Source organism: Albidovulum marisflavi, assembly GCF_025751435.1.
Classification (GTDB): Bacteria; Pseudomonadota; Alphaproteobacteria; order Rhodobacterales; family Rhodobacteraceae; genus Albidovulum; species Albidovulum marisflavi.
In genome coordinates this window covers 46,209-61,742 of record NZ_JAOWKY010000004.1, presented here as the reverse complement: position 1 = coordinate 61,742, position 15,534 = coordinate 46,209, and the positions used below count along the sequence as shown (strand labels likewise).

Below are 15,534 nucleotides of genomic sequence, written 5' to 3'. Positions count from 1 at the left end.
TGCCCTCAGCCGGCTCGGCCGCGCCGCCAGGCCTCCGGCGTCACACCTTCGGCCGCGCGGAATACGCGGATCAGATGCGAGACATCCGAGAACCCGGTTTCAGCTGCGATTTGTGTCACGCTTTTTTCGCCGCGCGCAAGCAGCGCGCGCACCTGAGCAAGCCTCATGCGCCGCCCCGCCTCGGCAGGGGATACCGCCAGATCTTCCGCGAAGCGGCGTTCCAAGGTACGCCGGCTGACGCCCAACTGCCGGGCCAGACGTTCGGCCGTCAGCGGCGTTTCGGGAAACTGCTGCATCCAAAGCAGCGCGCGTTTGACAAGCGGGTCGTTCGCACTGAGATCCGAGGGCAGTCCCGGCTGCGGCCGCTCGGCCGCCATCGCCTCGTCCACGATCATGATCGACAGGCTCTTGCGCGCCGCGGCGCGGCCGATGTGCCGGTCAACAAGGAACGCCGCCAGATGCGCGGTCGATGCGCCGCCCGAACAGGTCAGACGGTCGCGGTCCACCACGAATATCTGGTCAGATACCGGATGCATCTCGTCGAACAGTTCCAGGAAATCCTCGCGGTGGAACCAGCTGACGCAGCAGCGGTAGCCTTGCATCAGCCCGGCCCTGGCCAGGATGAAGGCGCCGGTACACAGTCCGATTAGCGGCACGCCCGCCGCCGCGGCCCGCCGAAGCCAGTCCTCCGCCTCGGATGAAAGCCACTGGTTGTCCCCGATCAGGCCGCCGACCACGGCGATGTAATCGAACCGGGTGGGGTCGCCCAGCGTTTCAGCAGCCTCGACGACGAGGCCGCAGCTGGACTCGATCGGACCGGGCCGGGGCGCCACGACGCGCCATGAACACAGGATCGGGCGCGACCTGTCGCCTTCGTCCGCCGCAAGGCGCAGGACGTCGATGAAGTTCGCCATCGCCGCCAGCGTGAAACGGCGCGCAAGCAGGATCCCCACGCGCAGGCGTGCTGGGGGTGGAGCCGGGACAGATTGATTAACGTGACGCATTTGTAACGATAACTTGACGCAAAACTTCTGCGATATTGGCGGAGAATCGACCTAGATGGCAACAGAAGCGACCTGATGTATCCGCCTGCGCGCTTCCTTGGGGGATCGACATGCTGCACCAACACCAGCCGCGCGCTGCGGCCAAGATTACGACAAGTGCACGCAACGTTTCGCGTACGGATACTGAAACCTTTGTCTTTCTTCTGCTCGACGGATTCGACGCGATGGCCCTGTCCTGCGCCACGGAACCATTGCGTCAGGCGAACGAGCTTTCGGGCAAGGCGCATTATGCGTGGCGCGTCGTATCCGTCACCGGCGGCCCCGTGGTTGCAGCTGGGGGCCTGACCGTGCTTGCCGATGATCGCCTTGCGCCGCTTTCGCGGACTGAAACGCTTTTCGTGATCGGATCGCCAACCGAGGATCCGTCCGCGCGCACCGCTCTGAAAGCCGCACTTCGGCGCGAGTCCGCGCACGGGACGCGCATCGGCGCGATCGGATCGGGCATCCAGACCCTGGCGCGCGCCGGACTGCTCGACAACGAAACGGTTGCCGCACACTGGGAACAGGCCGATGGCCTGGCCGAGGAGTTTCCCGACGTGACCGTCAGCCGCGCCGCCTTCATCGCGGGACGCCGACTCACGGCGCCAGGCGGGGCTGCGGCGACGGACCTCATGCTTCACCTTATTGCCGAGCGTCACGGTGGCGACCTGGCCACCCGCATCGCGGACGCGATGGTCTGGGCCAACGTCAGGGGTCCGCAATCGCGCCAAACGGTTTCGGCGCAGTCCCGCTACGGGGTGCGCAATGCGCGCCTTGTCCGCGTCCTGGCGGCGATGGAAGAAAACCTTGAAGCCCCGCTGTCCGCGCAGGAGATCGCAGAGATCGCCGGCATGTCACCGCGTCAGACGGAACGGCTTTTCGCGCGCTATCTCAGCACCACGCCCATGGGTTTCTACACAAAGCTGCGGCTTGAACGCGCGCGCACCCTGCTGATGCAGACAGAGCTTTCCGTGACCGAGGTTGCCGTTGCCTGCGGCTACCGGTCCCTGTCGCATTTCGCAAAGGTTTACCGCGCCTCCTTCGGCCACGCGCCGCGCCGGATGCGGGCCGTCGCCTGATCGGCACGTGTTGATCAGCCGATCGGAATCGGAAACAGTCGCCTTCGCCGCCCTCCGACGGCTGGAGTGTTTCGATGACATCACTTGGCGCCGATGCCCCGCGTTTCTCGCAGGACGATTTCGCCACTCTGGCCATGCGCCATCACGGGGTTTCCGGCACGCTGACGCCGCTTTCTTCCGAACGCGATCAGAACATGATGTTGCGCGACGAACGCGGTCGCGCCTGGGTCTTCAAGATCGCCAATGCGAACGAGAACCCGGCGCTGGTAGACGCCCAGATCGCGGCGCTGCGCCATGTGCAGTCGGTCGACCCGCTTCTTCCGGTGCCGCATGTCCTGCCGACCGTCAACGGGTCCGACAGCGCCATGATCAAGGCCGCGGACGGGCGCCTGCACCGGTTCTACGCGGTGACTTTCCTCGAGGGCGAGGTTGCGGGCGCCTGCAGGCTGGACGCTGCGGACTACCGCCGGATCGGCGCAGGGATCGCCCGGCTTGGCCGCGCGCTGCGCGGCTTCACCCACCCTGCCCTGCTCGATCGTCGGCTGGTCTGGGACCTGCGCGAGGCAGCCGCGGCGCTGGCCAAGGTGGATTGCCTGCCCGAAGCGGCGCCCGCGGCCGAGGTCACGCACTGCCTTGGGCATTTCACGACGAATGTCCTGCCCATCCTGCCGGGGCTCAGGGCGCAGACCATCCACGGCGACGTGCATGGCCACAACCTGATCCTCGGTCCGGGTAACGCGATTGCCGGGCTGATCGACTTTGGCGACCTGATCCACGCCCCCCTGATCTTCGACCTTGGGTCGGCGCTTGGCGATTTCATCGCGCGTCCCGAAGGCGCGGCGGACATCATGCTGTCGATGGTTGAAGGCTACAACAGCGTCACGCCGCTGGAAGAAGCCGAGATCGACGTTCTTTACGACCTGATGATGGCGCGGCAAGCGACCACCATGGTGATTCTGGCCTACCGGATCGCGGAGGACCCCGAGTTTCCACCCTACCTCGCCGACCACGGTTTCGGTGCCCCCGAAGCCTTTCGCGCCTTGCACGCGATAGGGCGTGAACATTCAACCGCGCTTTTCCGCCGCGCCTGCGGCCTGCCGCCACGCAGATCCCGTGCCTCTGTCGGTGAACTGATTGAGCGGCGCAAACGGGTCATGGGGTCGCGGCCCTATGTCTTCTACGACCCGCCGCTTCACATGGTGAAGGGCGAAGGCGTGTGGCTGATCGACGCCGAGGGGCGGCGTTACCTTGACTGCTACAACAACGTGCCGATCGTGGGCCATTGTCACCCGCGCGTGATCGGGGCGATCGACCACCAGATGCGGATCCTGAACACCAACACACGGTATCTGGGTGAGCAAGTTCTGGAATACGCGGAGCGGCTTGGCGCTTCGACCGGTGGCGCGCTGACCGCTTGCGCCTTCGTCAATTCCGGCTCCGAGGCGAATGACATAGCCTGGCGGATGGCGCGTGCGTGGACTGGCAACCCGGGGTTCATCTGCCAGGACTTCGCCTATCACGGCATCACCGAGGCGATCGACGCGGTATCTCCTTCGGCGATGCGGCAGGGCGAAACGCCGGGCCATGTCCGCACGATCCTTGCTCCGGATGGCTACCGCGGCCCCTATCGTCACGGAACGTCAGACATGGCGGCACGCTACGCCGGTGACGCCGACCGCGCAATCGCATCGCTGGCCAAGGCGGGCATGGCCCCCGCCGCCGTGATCGTGGACAGCGCCTTCATGACCAACGGCATTCTTGCGCCGTTGCCCGGCTATGTCGCCGCGATTTTCGAAACGGTGCGCGCGGCCGGCGGGCTTTGCATCGCGGACGAGGTGCAGTCGGGCTTCGGCCGGATGGGAGAACACTTCTGGGGATACCAGCATCACGGCGTGACCCCCGACTTCGTCACCATCGGCAAGCCGGCGGGCAATGGCCACCCCCTTGGCGTGGTGCTGACCAGGCCCGAGATCCTGGACCATTTCTGCAACCAGACCGCTTTCTTCTCGACCTTCGGCGGCAACAACGTTTCGGCCGCGGCGGGCCTGGCCGTTCTTGACGTGATTGAGGACGGCGACCACGTCAGGCAGGCAGGCGAAACTGCGCGCTACATGTTCGCAGGGCTTCGGAACCTGAAGGCACGGCATCCCATCATCGGCGACGTGCGCTCTGCCGGGCTGGCCTTCGGAATCGAACTGGTACACGACCATGCCGACCTATCCCCCGCGCCCCAGGAAACGGACCGCCTTGTCAATCTGATGCGCGAAGAGGGGCTTCTTGTCGGAACCGAGGGCGTGCATGGCAACATCGTCAAGATGCGCCCGCCGCTGATATTCCAGACCGGCCACGCTGATCTGGCGCTGCAAATGATGGATCGCGCGCTGGCGCGGCTTTAGGGGGGTACCATGAACGATCTGGGCCGTTTTCACGAAGCGCAGGATCGGGTCTGGCCCGATGCGCTGGCCGAACTGCGGGGCGGTCGCAAGACAAGCCACTGGATGTGGTTCGTCTTTCCCCAGTTGCGGGGTCTGGGCCGATCCGAAACCGCGCGCTACTACGGCATCGCCGATCTTGACGAAGCGCAGGCCTATCTTGGCGACCCGATCCTGGCGGGGCGCCTGCACGACGCGGCGACGGCCCTGCTGTCGCACCCCGGCGTTTCGGCCGAGGACATCTTGGGATCGGTCGACGCCATGAAGTTGCGGTCCTCTGCCACGCTCTTCGCCCATGCCTCGGAAGGTGCGATGTCGACGCTTATGCATGACCTGCTGGCGCGCTTTTTTGCCGGCAAGCCCTGCCCCCTGACCGAAGCTGCGCTGACCTGAGCGGCCAAGGGGTCAAAAGATGCTGCGCCCCTGCACGTCCATGTAGACCAGGAAATCGCCCTTGGGCTTCGGCGTTTTGGTCAGGCGACAGGTGGCCTTCGCCTTGTTCAGCGGCTTGCCTTCGGGGATCGTGCTAAAGAACGTGATGTCCCTCAGGATCGCCTTGCCGTCGAGCATCACCTTGCCGCGTCTCATCTGCTGAAGCGTCTTTTGCCGAAGGCTCGGATTGACGAACTGACCGACCCCGCACACCGCGATCCGTCCTTGCACATAGGTCAGCCCCCAAAGGAACTTGTAGGACCGCCCTTGCGTCTTCCACCGCAGTTCATCCGCGACGAACTGGTTGTCGACCCGGACGGTAAAGTCCTCTGCCTTCGCCATCGGGGCCGCGCAAAGGGCGATCAGCAGGGCAAACACGAAGCGCATGTCATCTCCTTCCAAAGCCGTTCCGCCGAGGCGGTCCCGCCCATGGTGCACAGGAATGCGGCGATTTCTGGTCAGGCGGCAGGCATCCGCGCCTCGACCATGCCCGCGTACCAGCTGGACCCGAAGGGAATGGCGTTGTCGTCGAAATTGTAGGCCGGGTGGTGAACCATCGCGGTGTCGCCGTTGCCAAGGAAGATGTAGGCGCCCGGGCGTTCGTTCAGCATGAAGCTGAAATCCTCGGCCCCCATCAGGGGCGCGGTGTCGGTATCGACCTTGCCCGACACCATCTGCGCGACCTCGGCCGCAAAGCCGGTGTTTTCCGGGGCGTTCATGGTGACGGGATATCCGCGCTGGTAGGTCACTTCGGCCGTCGCGCCATGGGCCAGCGCCGTTCCCTCCACGATCGACTTGATCCGCGCCTCGACAAGCTCCTGGATCGCGGGGTCCATGGTGCGCACGGTACCGCGCATCTGCACGGTCTGGGGGATGACGTTGTGCGCCTCGCTTTCCGTGCGGACCGTGCAGACGGAAACGACGACCTGCTTCAAGGGATCGACGACGCGTGAAGCAATGGTCTGAAGCGCCAGGATGATGTGGGCGGACACGACCGTTGTGTCGATGCAGTCGTGCGGTTTGGCCGCGTGCCCGCCCTTGCCGGTCACGAGGATGTCGAACTGATCCGCAGCCGCCATCATCGCGCCCGTGCGGATCGCGAACTGACCGACGGGAATGCCCGGCATGTTGTGCATGCCATAGACTTCCTGGACGCCGAAGCGCTCCATCATGCCGTCCTCAACCATCTCTCGCCCGCCGCCGCCGCCTTCCTCGGCGGGCTGGAAGATCACGACCGCGGTGCCGTCGAAGTTGCGCGTTTCGGCCAGGTATTTTGCCGCGCCCAAAAGCATCGCGGTGTGCCCGTCATGGCCGCAGGCGTGCATCTTGCCGGGCGTCTTGGAAGCATAGGGCACGCCCGTCGCCTCCTTGATCGGCAGTGCGTCCATGTCCGCGCGCAGTCCGATCACCCTGCCGCGAGAGTCGCTCTTGCCCTTGATCACGCCGACGACGCCGGTCCTGCCGATCCCCTCCACGACTTCGTCGCATCCGAACTCGCGCAGAAGGTTGGCAACCTTGCCCGCGGTGCGGTGCACATCGAACAGAAGCTCGGGGTGTTCGTGGAAATCCCGTCGCCAGGCGGTGATTTCGGGCAGCAGCTCAGCGAAGCGGTTCTTGACGGGCATGGCATCCTTCCTTTCGCGGTATGCAGGGAAGGTGGCGACTTTCACCGCCGCCCGCAAGGTTCAGAGTGACGGGCCGGGCACGATTCTTGACCCGTCGGTAAAACGCGCATGGCGGAAACGGGACAGGTCGTGCCCCGGCGCGCGTCCCATGACCAGGTCCGCAGCGACGCGCCCCACAGCCGGACCGATGCCAAAGCCGTGGCCGGAAAGGCCGGTAAGGATGGTCAGGCCCGGTGTGCCATGGGCATGATCGATCACCGGCACCACGTCCGGCATAGTGTCGATCATGCCCGCCCATGCCACCTGCAACCGGGGCCGCCCCAGCTTGGGGAAAGCACGCGCAAACTGGTCGCGCAAACGTTCGACCCTGGGCGCGTAGGGGGCCGGGTTGAGGACACGCATGCGTTCGAACGGCGAAACCTCGTCCGCCGACCATCGGCGCGGCGTTGACCACGCGTCGGGAAAATCCCGTGGCGCGGCAGGAAGGAGACGCGTGCCGCTGATCGGCGTGCGTAGACCGGGACGATAGATCGGCAGGTGGCGAAAGGCATCCGGGCCCACCATGAACTCATGAAGATCGCAAGGCGCAAGGGTATAGCCGCCATCCTCTCGGCGGCGAAACGCGAACTCGGCATCAGCAGCCGCGCCGGCAAAGACCTCTGGCAGCGGTTCGGTCGCGCAGACGGTCGCGCGCACGGCAAGCTGCGGAAGGTATATGCCCTCGGCCCGCGCGAAGAGCCCCGACCAGGCTCCGCCCGCCAGCACGACGTGATCGGCGGCGATCCTCCCCCGCTCGGTGATGACGCCACAGATGCGGCCTGCCTGCCGGTCAAGCGCACGCACCGCGCAGTCCTCGGCGATCACCGCGCCGCGTTGGGCCAGCGCGTCCGCGATGGCAGGCACGGCAACCCAGGGTTCGGCCCGCCCGTCCGACGCTGTCCAGAGGCCGCCCGCCCAATTCGCCGCACTTGGCACCATCGCGTCCAGTTCGGCCTTGGTCAGCAGCCGCGTGTCCAGCGCGTGAGCGCGCGCATGAGCCATCCAACGTTCATGCGGCCCGACGTCCTTCGGCGTGTTCGCGATATATAGCACGCCGGTCTGACGGTACCCCAGATCCTGACCCACCTCTTCGGCCAAACCCGCCCAGATCCGCTGCGCTTCGGCGACCAGCGGAATTTCGTCGGGGTCCCTGCCCTGCTTTCGCACCCATCCCCAGTTGCGCGATGACTGCTCTGCGGCGATCCGGCCCTTTTCACACAGGACAACGCTGTGCCCCGCCTTGGTCAGGTACCAGGCCGTCATGACGCCCGCTATCCCGCCCCCGATGACGACCACGTCGGCCCGTGCCGGCAGTGGCGTCAAGAAGCGCGCAAGGTTCGATACTCCGATGGGAAAGGGTTTCACCTGGTCTTCTCGACATTTCTCGGGTCGGCCGCACCGGCCCCGGATTCATACGCTGCCCGATCGCCCTGCACCCTTGCCTCGCGCCCATGTGCCAGCTTTTCGGCGCCAGAGTGACGCGGCTCCCGCCTGCGGTCAAGATGCCGATACAACGCATCATATTGCAGCGCCTTACGCTACGGAATGCAGTCCACTTTGTATGTTGCCGGATGAACGAAAATCGCTAACACTCACCCAACAGCAACCCGGCGCATGATCGGGAAAATCAAAGAACAATAATCGACTGGGGAGTTTCCATGCCCGATGGGGCTGTGCCCGTCCTTGACGTCAAGGGCCTGAAAACCGTTTTCAGGACGCGCGGAGGCGAAATCCACGCCGTGAATTCCGTAAGCTTCGACCTGCGCCCGGGAGAGCTTCTGGGCGTGGTCGGCGAAAGCGGGTCCGGGAAATCGGTGACGATGATGTCCCTGATCGGCCTTCTGCCCATGCCCCCCGCGGATGTGCGCGGCGGGACGGTAATGTTCGACGGTCTCGACCTGCTGAACTGTTCCGAGCAACAGCTTCGCGCGGTTCGGGGCGCGCGCATCGGCTTCATCTTCCAGGACCCTATGACGTCGCTGAACCCCGTGTTCACCGTGGGCTTCCAGCTGATGGAGCCGCTGCGCAAGCATATGAGGCTTGGCAAAAAGGCCGCGCGGGTGCGCGCCAAGGAACTGCTGGAACTTGTGGGCATCCCCGATGCGGCGCGGCGGCTGGACGACTACCCTCATCAGTTTTCGGGCGGCATGCGACAGCGCGTGATGATCGCCATCGCGCTGGCTTGCGATCCCAAGGTGCTGATCGCGGATGAACCGACGACGGCGCTGGACGTCACGATCCAGGCGCAGATCCTTGAGCTTGTGAAGGAGCTTCGCCAGAAGCTTGGCATGGCGATCGTCTGGATCACTCACGACCTGGGTGTGATCGCCGGCATCGCCGACCGCGTGATCGTGATGTACGGCGGCCAGATCGTCGAACAGGCCCCGGCGCGCGAACTTTTCAGCAACCCGCGGCACCCTTACACCCGCGCCCTTCTCAAGACCGTGCCCTCGGTCAGAGGGGAGCGGATGCCAAAGCTCAACGTGATCGAGGGGCAGCCACCGATCCTGCGGGCCGAACCCTCGGCCTGCGCCTTTCGCGGGCGCTGCGCTCATGCCATGGCGCGTTGCGCCCAGGAAAACCCGCTTCGCCGGATCGTCGGGCCCGGCCATGACGTGGCCTGTTTCTGGGAACCGTTGGACCAGGAGTGGCAGGATGGCTGACTCGGCGCCCCGGCATCTGCAATCATGCCGCATCGCGAAAGCCGCGGAAGGAACACGTCATGCTTGACCGCGCCGAACGCGGACATCGCAAGCTGGTCGAGATCAAGGGCCTGAAGATGTACTTCCCGATCACGGCGGGCATCTTTCGCAGCAAGGTCGGCGATGTAAAGGCAGTGGATGACGTGAGCTTCGACATCTACGAGGGCGAAACCCTGGGTCTTGTCGGTGAATCGGGATGCGGCAAGTCGACCTGCGGGCGCGTGATCCTGCGGCTTTACGATCCCACCGACGGCTCGATCCGCATCGACGGCGTCGAGCTTTCCGACGCGGACAGCGGCACGCTCCGCAAGCTCCGGCCGACGATGCAGATGGTCTTCCAGGATCCGCAGGCAAGCCTGAACCCCCGCATGACCGTTGCCGCGATCATCGGAGAGCCGCTGGATGAGCACAGCCGCCTGTCGAAGGCAGAAAAGCTGGACCGCATCTACGAACTGATGGATGCCGTCGGACTGAACCGCAACTTCGCCAACCGCTACCCGCACGAGTTCTCCGGCGGCCAGCGCCAGCGTATCGGCATCGCGCGCGCCCTTGCCCTGAACCCCAAGTTCATCGTCTGTGACGAACCGATCGCGGCCCTCGACGTGTCGATCCAGGCGCAGGTCGTCAACCTGCTTGAAGACCTGCAGGACCGGCTTGGCCTGACCTACCTGTTCATCAGCCACGACCTGTCGATGGTGCGCCACATCGCCGACCGCGTCGCCGTGATGTACCTGGGCCGCATCGTCGAACTTGCACCGCGCGACGCGCTTTATGACCGCCCGATGCATCCCTACACGCAGGCACTACTGTCGGCGGTCCCGGAGCCCGACCCCGAGATCGAGACGGAGCGCAAGCGGATCATCCTGACGGGCGACGTTCCATCGCCGGCGAACCCGCCGAAGGGCTGCAACTTCTGCACCCGCTGCCCCAAGGTTATGGAGATCTGCCACAACGTGAACCCGCCGTTCCGGGAACTTGAGCCGGGCCGCTTCGCCGCCTGCCACCTGTACGAGGATACCGATACGACCGCCGGCAAAACGGCGGCGCAAGAGGAATTAACGAGCATCCAACAAGGAGTGTGACATGAAACTCAAGACTGCCCTCTTGGGCGCCGCCGCCAGCCTGGCGCTGGCCCCAGCGGCCTTCGCCGAACGCGGCGCCGATGGCCATGTGAACATCATTTACTGGCAGGCGCCTTCGATCCTGAACCCCTACCTGTCCTCGGGAACGAAGGATATCGAAAGCTCCTCGCTCGTGATCGAGCCGCTTGGACGCTACGATGAGAAGGGCAACATGGTGCCCTATCTTGCCGAAGACATCCCGACGGTCGGCAACGGCGGCGTCGCAGACGACCTGACCTCGATCACATGGAAGCTGAAGCCGGGCCTGCTTTGGTCCGACGGCAGCCCTGTCACCTCGGCCGATGTGGTCTTCACCGCGGAATACTGCATGCATCCCGAAGGCGGCTGCGCGCAGTTGGCCAAGTTCGAAGGCGTCGACAAGGTCGAGGCGATGGATGACCTGACCGTCAAGGTCACCTTCAAGGAACCCAAGCCGAACCCCTACGGCCCGTTCATGGGCGGACAGTCGCCGATCCTTCAGAAGGCGCAGTTCGAAAACTGCCTTGGGGCCAAGGCGCCGGAATGCACCGACGCGAACTTCAGCCCGATCGGCACCGGTCCCTTCACCGTCACCGAGTTCAAGCCGAACGACGTGATCCAGATGGTGGCCAACCCCAACTACCGCGACCCGGCAAAGCCGGCCTTCGCGACGCTGACCTTCAAGGGCGGCGGCGATGCGGCGGCGGCTGGCCGCGCCGTGCTGGAAACCGGCGAATTCGACTATGCCTGGAACCTGCAGCTTGCACCGGACGTGCTTGCGGGAATGGCAGCCGCGGGCAAGGGTGAGGCGCTGTCGGCTTTCGGCACGCTGGTCGAGCGGATCGAGATGAACATGACCGACCCGTCGCCCAACCTGCCCGAGGGCGAGCGCTCCACCGCCAAGCACCCGCACCCCTTCCTCAGTGATCTGCGCGTGCGCAAGGCGCTGTCGATGGCGATCGACCGCAACCTGCTGGTTGAGGTCGGCTACGGTCAGGCCGGGCGCCCGACCTGCAACCTGGTGCCAGCGCCGGAACTTTATGCCTCCGACAACACCGACTGCCTTGTTCAGGACATCGAGGGCGCCAAGGCGCTGCTTGAAGAAGCGGGCTGGACCGATACCGACGGAGACGGCGTCCGCGACAAGGATGGCGAGAAGCTGCACATCCTCTACCAGACCTCGACCAACGCCGTCCGCCAGGACTTCCAGGCGCTGATCAAGCAGTGGTGGACGGAAATCGGTGTCGAAACCGAGCTGAAGAACATCGATGCCTCGGTCTTCTTCGGCGGTGATCCGGGGTCGCCCGACACGTTCCAGAAGTTCTACGCGGACGTGGAAATGTACGCGAACAACTTCGACGGCACGGACCCGGAACCCTATCTGGCGCAGTACGGCTGCGACAAGGCGCCGACGCCCGAGAAGCAGTGGCAGGGTGAGAACATCAACCGCTATTGCGACCCGGCCTATGACGAGCTTCTGGTCGAACTGAGCCGGACCGGCGACCTGGAGAAGCGGGGCGAGATCGCCAAGAAGCTGAACGACATGCTGACCAAGGAAAGCTACACCGTCGTGGCGCTTGTCGACCGTGGCCGGGTGTCGGCGCGTTCGAACACGCTGGGCGGCGTCATCCTGAACACCTGGGACAGCGAGCTTTGGAATGCGGCCGACTGGTACCGCATGAAGTGATCTGAGCATGGGCGGCTCCGGACACACGGTCCGGGGTCGCCCTTTTCATACCGAGACCGCTGCACAGAGACGCCGATGCTGACCTACACGCTCAGACGTTTGCTCATCGCAATCCCGACGCTTCTGTTCATCAGTTTCGTCATATTCATGCTGCTGGACCTGGCCCCAGGCGATCCACTGGCCGACCAGCCGCTGACGATCCCGCCGGAAGTGCGCGAAAAGATGCGCGCCGCCCTTGGCCTCGATCAGCCGGCCTGGGTCCGCTACCTGCTGTGGCTGAAGCAGTTCTTCTGGACCGAGCCCCTGCACACCTTTGATGTCATGTTCGGCACGAGCTTTGCCGAAGGCGGGCAGAGGATCATCTCCTGGCAGTTCCGCTCGCCCGCGATGGACGTGATCTGGCAGCGCCTGCCGCAAACGCTTTGGGTGGTGGGGCTGGCCTATGTGGTCGGCGTGATCATTGCCCTGCCGATCGGAATCATTTCGGCCTATCGGCAGTATTCCTGGTTCGATCAGATCGGGACCTTCGTGTCGATGATCGGCTTTTCGGTTCCCACCTTCTTTACCGGCGTGGTCCTGATCATCGTCTTTGCGGTGAACCTGCACTGGTTCCCGTCCATCTACGACACGACGCTGAAAGTCACGGACTGGGAAAGTTTCTGGAAACAGGTGCGCCAGATGATCATGCCGGTCACGGTGCTGGCGCTGTTCAACGCCAGCCAGATCAGCCGCTTCATGCGCGCCTCGATGCTTGACAACCTGGGGCAGGATTACGTCCGCACCGCCCGCGCCAAAGGGATGAGCGAAAAGGTCGTGGTGCTGAAGCACGTCCTGCGCAACTCGCTGATCCCGGTCGTGACGGTGATCGCGCTTGGCATCCCCACGATCTTCGGCGGCGCTATCATCACCGAGCAGGTTTTCAAGGTGAATGGACTGGGCCAGCTTCTGATCACCGCCATCTACGCGAACGACCTGCCGATGGTGCAGACACTGACCTTCATCTTCGCGGCGCTGACCGTGCTGTTCAACCTGATCGCAGACATCCTGTACGGCGTTCTGGACCCGAGGATCCGCTATGACTGACATGCCCGCCTCCAAGGTCGACGCCGCGCTGAAACCGCCGCGCAATCAGTGGTGGGACGTCTGGGACCAGTTCAAGACGCACAAGGGCGCGCTGGTCGGCCTGATCATATTTTCACTCATTCTGTTCGGGGTCACGCTGGGCCCCTTCCTGTGGCGCATCGATCCGACCTATGTCGACCCAAACCCGGTCAATATGCTGAAGCTGAGGAACCAGGGGCCCAGCTTTGCGCACCCCTTCGGCACCGACCAGTTGGGCCGCGACCTGCTGGCAAGGTTGATGGCGGGGGGCAAGGTCTCGATCGCCGTGGGCATGACCGCGATGCTGCTGTCGCTGCTGCTGGGCACGCTGATCGGTGTGCTTGCCGGGTTTTTCCGGCGGCTTGACGGGATATTGATGTCGATGACCGACCTCTTTCTGTCCCTGCCCCTTCTGCCGCTGCTGCTTCTGATGGTGACGCTGTTCCGCGAACCGCTATCACAGCGCTTCGGCACCGAGGCGGGCATCTTCATGCTGATCGTGGTCGCCATTGGCGTGACAAGCTGGATGCAAACGGCGCGGATTGTACGCGGAGAGGTTCTGGCGCTGAAAGAGCGCGAGTATGTCCTTGCCGCGCGCTCGATCGGCACGCCGGCACGCCGGATGGTCCTGCGCCACATCCTGCCGAACGTGATGAGCCCCATCATGGTCTCCGCCACTCTTGGCATCGCGAATGCGATCATCACGGAATCCGCGCTGTCTTTCCTTGGCCTTGGATTTCCGCCTGATTTCCCGACCTGGGGCCGCATCCTGTTCGATGCCGTGGACCAGATGCAGCTGTATCCGCTGCGCGTCATCCTTCCCGGTGTCGCGATATCGCTTACAGTGCTATCCGTGAATTACATCGGCGACGGTCTGCGCGATGCACTTGACCCGCGGATACGCGGACGATAGCCGGGCGGGGGTCGAAAAAAGAACGCGGCGATCGCCCAGGGCTCTCATGTCGCCTCATTGTTCCGCTCGGACCCGACGGTTCGCGACCATGATCTGCGAAAGCGTCGAAAAACGGGAAATTGTTCCCGGCTCGCGCGGTTAGGCGGCCAGCAACGAGGTTTTTCGCCTGACAGACTCGGAGTATCTGCGAACAAATTCCTATATGCGGAGATGTTCAGATGTTCGAGACACTAGGGTTCGAAACCCTTGGCCCGCGCGAAGTCTCGGTCATGTTCGGCCTTGCGATAGGTGTCGCCTTCGGCGCGCTGGCCGAAGCAACGCGGTTCTGTCTTCGCCGTGGATTGGTAGGCCCCCAGGACGAACGCCGCGCGGCGCTTGGCCTGTGGTTGATGGCGCTTGCCGTGGCGGTCGCTGGAACGCAGGCCGCGGTCTGGCTTGGCTGGATCGATTTCACCGACCACCGTTTCATGGCATCGGACCTGCCGGTTCTGGCCATTCTTCTTGGCGGGCTTCTGTTCGGCGCGGGCATGGTGCTGACGCGTGGCTGCGCCTCGCGCCTGACGGTGCTGGCGGGAACGGGCAATCTGCGCGCGCTGACGGTGCTGCTGGTGTTCGCGATCGTCGCCCATGCGACGACCAAGGGCGTGCTTTCGCCGCTGCGGGAACTTCTGGGCGGCTATAGAGTGTCAATGGGCGAAGGCATTTCGCTTTCTGCACTGCCCGGCGGCGCGATCGTGTGGTCCGCGATCATCGTCGCGCTCGCGGCGGGATACGCGCTTCGCTCGGGCAACCGGCCCGCGCCTCTTCTGGGGGGCGCCATGATCGGCGCGCTGGTGCCGCTGGCGTGGGTCGGCACCGGCCTGGTCCTTTTCGATGAGTTCGACGCGATCGCCTTTGAAAGCCTGTCCTTCACTTCTCCGGCGACCGAGGCGCTTTTCTGGTCCATCGCCTCAAGCTCCATCCCCGCGGGCTTTGGCACGGGCCTGATCGGCGGCGCGCTGGCCGGCGCGGCGGCGTTGGCGGTCATCGCAGGCCGGTTCCGCTGGCAAAGCTTCGTCTCCCCCCGCGAAACCGGGCGCTACCTGGCTGGCGCGGTCCTGATGGGATTTGGTGGCGTACTGGCCGGGGGCTGCACGGTCGGCGCAGGGCTGGCGGGCGTACCGACCCTGTCGCTTGCCGCCGTACTTGCGCTGATCGCCATCGCCGCCGGGGCCGTTGCGGCGAACGCGGTGCTGCGGCACCGGTCCGCCCCGCGCTTTCAGCCGGCCGAGTAGGAACCTCGCCCGGGTCAGGACCCGGGCGTGGCTCGTCCCCGCGTCAGTGGGCCTGCTTCAGCGGGCTGAGCTTTTCAATCGCATCTTCCTGCAGCGCCGCCATCTTG

General features: G+C 64.6%; 13 protein-coding genes. 9 read left to right on the top strand and 4 right to left on the bottom strand.

Annotated features, from left to right (window positions below; translation table 11 throughout):
• Window positions 1-5 precede the first annotated feature (5 nt).
• A complete protein-coding gene (locus OEW28_RS14130; protein WP_318527553.1) occupies window positions 6-953 on the bottom strand; it encodes a GlxA family transcriptional regulator in 948 nt (315 codons plus the stop codon).
• A 161-nt stretch (window positions 954-1,114) separates the two neighbouring features.
• Between OEW28_RS14130 and OEW28_RS14125 the strand changes: the two genes are divergently transcribed.
• The 3 genes from OEW28_RS14125 to OEW28_RS14115 all read left to right on the top strand — a co-directional run bounded on the left by OEW28_RS14125 (window position 1,115) and on the right by OEW28_RS14115 (window position 4,947).
• Complete coding sequence (locus tag OEW28_RS14125; protein ID WP_263735444.1) at window positions 1,115-2,122, top strand: GlxA family transcriptional regulator; 1,008 nt, start codon at window positions 1,115-1,117, stop codon at window positions 2,120-2,122.
• A 74-nt stretch (window positions 2,123-2,196) separates the two neighbouring features.
• Window positions 2,197-4,518: an aminotransferase class III-fold pyridoxal phosphate-dependent enzyme gene (locus tag OEW28_RS14120; RefSeq protein ID WP_263735443.1), complete on the top strand. Its 2,322-nt coding sequence runs from the start codon at window positions 2,197-2,199 to the stop codon at window positions 4,516-4,518.
• Window positions 4,519-4,527: 9 nt separating this feature from the next.
• Window positions 4,528-4,947, top strand: coding sequence for a DUF1810 domain-containing protein (locus tag OEW28_RS14115; protein WP_263735442.1), 420 nt, complete (start codon window positions 4,528-4,530; stop codon window positions 4,945-4,947).
• Between the two features lie 12 nt (window positions 4,948-4,959).
• Here the strand turns inward: OEW28_RS14115 and OEW28_RS14110 are convergent, their stop codons facing one another.
• From OEW28_RS14110 to OEW28_RS14100, 3 genes are all read right to left on the bottom strand, one after another.
• Window positions 4,960-5,373: a hypothetical protein gene (locus tag OEW28_RS14110; protein ID WP_263735441.1), complete on the bottom strand. Its 414-nt coding sequence runs from the start codon at window positions 5,371-5,373 to the stop codon at window positions 4,960-4,962.
• A 71-nt stretch (window positions 5,374-5,444) separates the two neighbouring features.
• Window positions 5,445-6,611, bottom strand: coding sequence for a M20 aminoacylase family protein (locus OEW28_RS14105; protein WP_263735440.1), 1,167 nt, complete (start codon window positions 6,609-6,611; stop codon window positions 5,445-5,447).
• 60 nt (window positions 6,612-6,671) lie between these two features.
• On the bottom strand, window positions 6,672-8,015 hold the full coding sequence (locus OEW28_RS14100; protein ID WP_263735439.1) for an NAD(P)/FAD-dependent oxidoreductase: 1,344 nt from the start codon (window positions 8,013-8,015) through the stop codon (window positions 6,672-6,674).
• Between the two features lie 293 nt (window positions 8,016-8,308).
• Between OEW28_RS14100 and OEW28_RS14095 the strand changes: the two genes are divergently transcribed.
• The 6 genes from OEW28_RS14095 (at window position 8,309) to OEW28_RS14070 (ending at window position 15,427) form a co-directional block, all read left to right on the top strand.
• On the top strand, window positions 8,309-9,313 hold the full coding sequence (locus OEW28_RS14095; RefSeq protein ID WP_263735438.1) for an ABC transporter ATP-binding protein: 1,005 nt from the start codon (window positions 8,309-8,311) through the stop codon (window positions 9,311-9,313).
• 59 nt (window positions 9,314-9,372) lie between these two features.
• Complete coding sequence (locus tag OEW28_RS14090) at window positions 9,373-10,434, top strand: ABC transporter ATP-binding protein (RefSeq protein WP_263735437.1); 1,062 nt, start codon at window positions 9,373-9,375, stop codon at window positions 10,432-10,434.
• A gap of 1 nt (window position 10,435) precedes the next feature.
• Window positions 10,436-12,139, top strand: a complete 1,704-nt coding sequence (locus tag OEW28_RS14085) for a peptide ABC transporter substrate-binding protein (protein WP_263735436.1) — start codon at window positions 10,436-10,438, stop codon at window positions 12,137-12,139.
• 75 nt (window positions 12,140-12,214) lie between these two features.
• Window positions 12,215-13,222, top strand: coding sequence for an ABC transporter permease (locus tag OEW28_RS14080; RefSeq protein WP_263735435.1), 1,008 nt, complete (start codon window positions 12,215-12,217; stop codon window positions 13,220-13,222).
• A complete protein-coding gene (locus OEW28_RS14075; RefSeq protein ID WP_263735434.1) occupies window positions 13,215-14,153 on the top strand; it encodes an ABC transporter permease in 939 nt (312 codons plus the stop codon). Before OEW28_RS14080 ends, OEW28_RS14075 begins: the two co-directional genes overlap by 8 nt.
• A gap of 218 nt (window positions 14,154-14,371) precedes the next feature.
• On the top strand, window positions 14,372-15,427 hold the full coding sequence (locus tag OEW28_RS14070) for a YeeE/YedE family protein (protein WP_263735433.1): 1,056 nt from the start codon (window positions 14,372-14,374) through the stop codon (window positions 15,425-15,427).
• The last annotated feature ends 107 nt before the right edge of the window (window positions 15,428-15,534 follow it).

Bases quoted from the DNA above. Each gene is read 5' to 3' on its own strand.
- OEW28_RS14125 (WP_263735444.1), top strand. From the start codon at position 1,115: ATGCTGCACCAACACCAGCCGCGCGCTGCGGCCAAGATTACGACAAGT.
- OEW28_RS14120 (WP_263735443.1), top strand. From the start codon at position 2,197: ATGACATCACTTGGCGCCGATGCCCCGCGTTTCTCGCAGGACGATTTC.
- OEW28_RS14115 (WP_263735442.1), top strand. From the start codon at position 4,528: ATGAACGATCTGGGCCGTTTTCACGAAGCGCAGGATCGGGTCTGGCCC.
- OEW28_RS14110 (WP_263735441.1), bottom strand. From the start codon at position 5,373: ATGCGCTTCGTGTTTGCCCTGCTGATCGCCCTTTGCGCGGCCCCGATG.
- OEW28_RS14105 (WP_263735440.1), bottom strand. From the start codon at position 6,611: ATGCCCGTCAAGAACCGCTTCGCTGAGCTGCTGCCCGAAATCACCGCC.
- OEW28_RS14095 (WP_263735438.1), top strand. From the start codon at position 8,309: ATGCCCGATGGGGCTGTGCCCGTCCTTGACGTCAAGGGCCTGAAAACC.
- OEW28_RS14090 (WP_263735437.1), top strand. From the start codon at position 9,373: ATGCTTGACCGCGCCGAACGCGGACATCGCAAGCTGGTCGAGATCAAG.
- OEW28_RS14085 (WP_263735436.1), top strand. From the start codon at position 10,436: ATGAAACTCAAGACTGCCCTCTTGGGCGCCGCCGCCAGCCTGGCGCTG.
- OEW28_RS14080 (WP_263735435.1), top strand. From the start codon at position 12,215: ATGCTGACCTACACGCTCAGACGTTTGCTCATCGCAATCCCGACGCTT.
- OEW28_RS14075 (WP_263735434.1), top strand. From the start codon at position 13,215: ATGACTGACATGCCCGCCTCCAAGGTCGACGCCGCGCTGAAACCGCCG.
- OEW28_RS14070 (WP_263735433.1), top strand. From the start codon at position 14,372: ATGTTCGAGACACTAGGGTTCGAAACCCTTGGCCCGCGCGAAGTCTCG.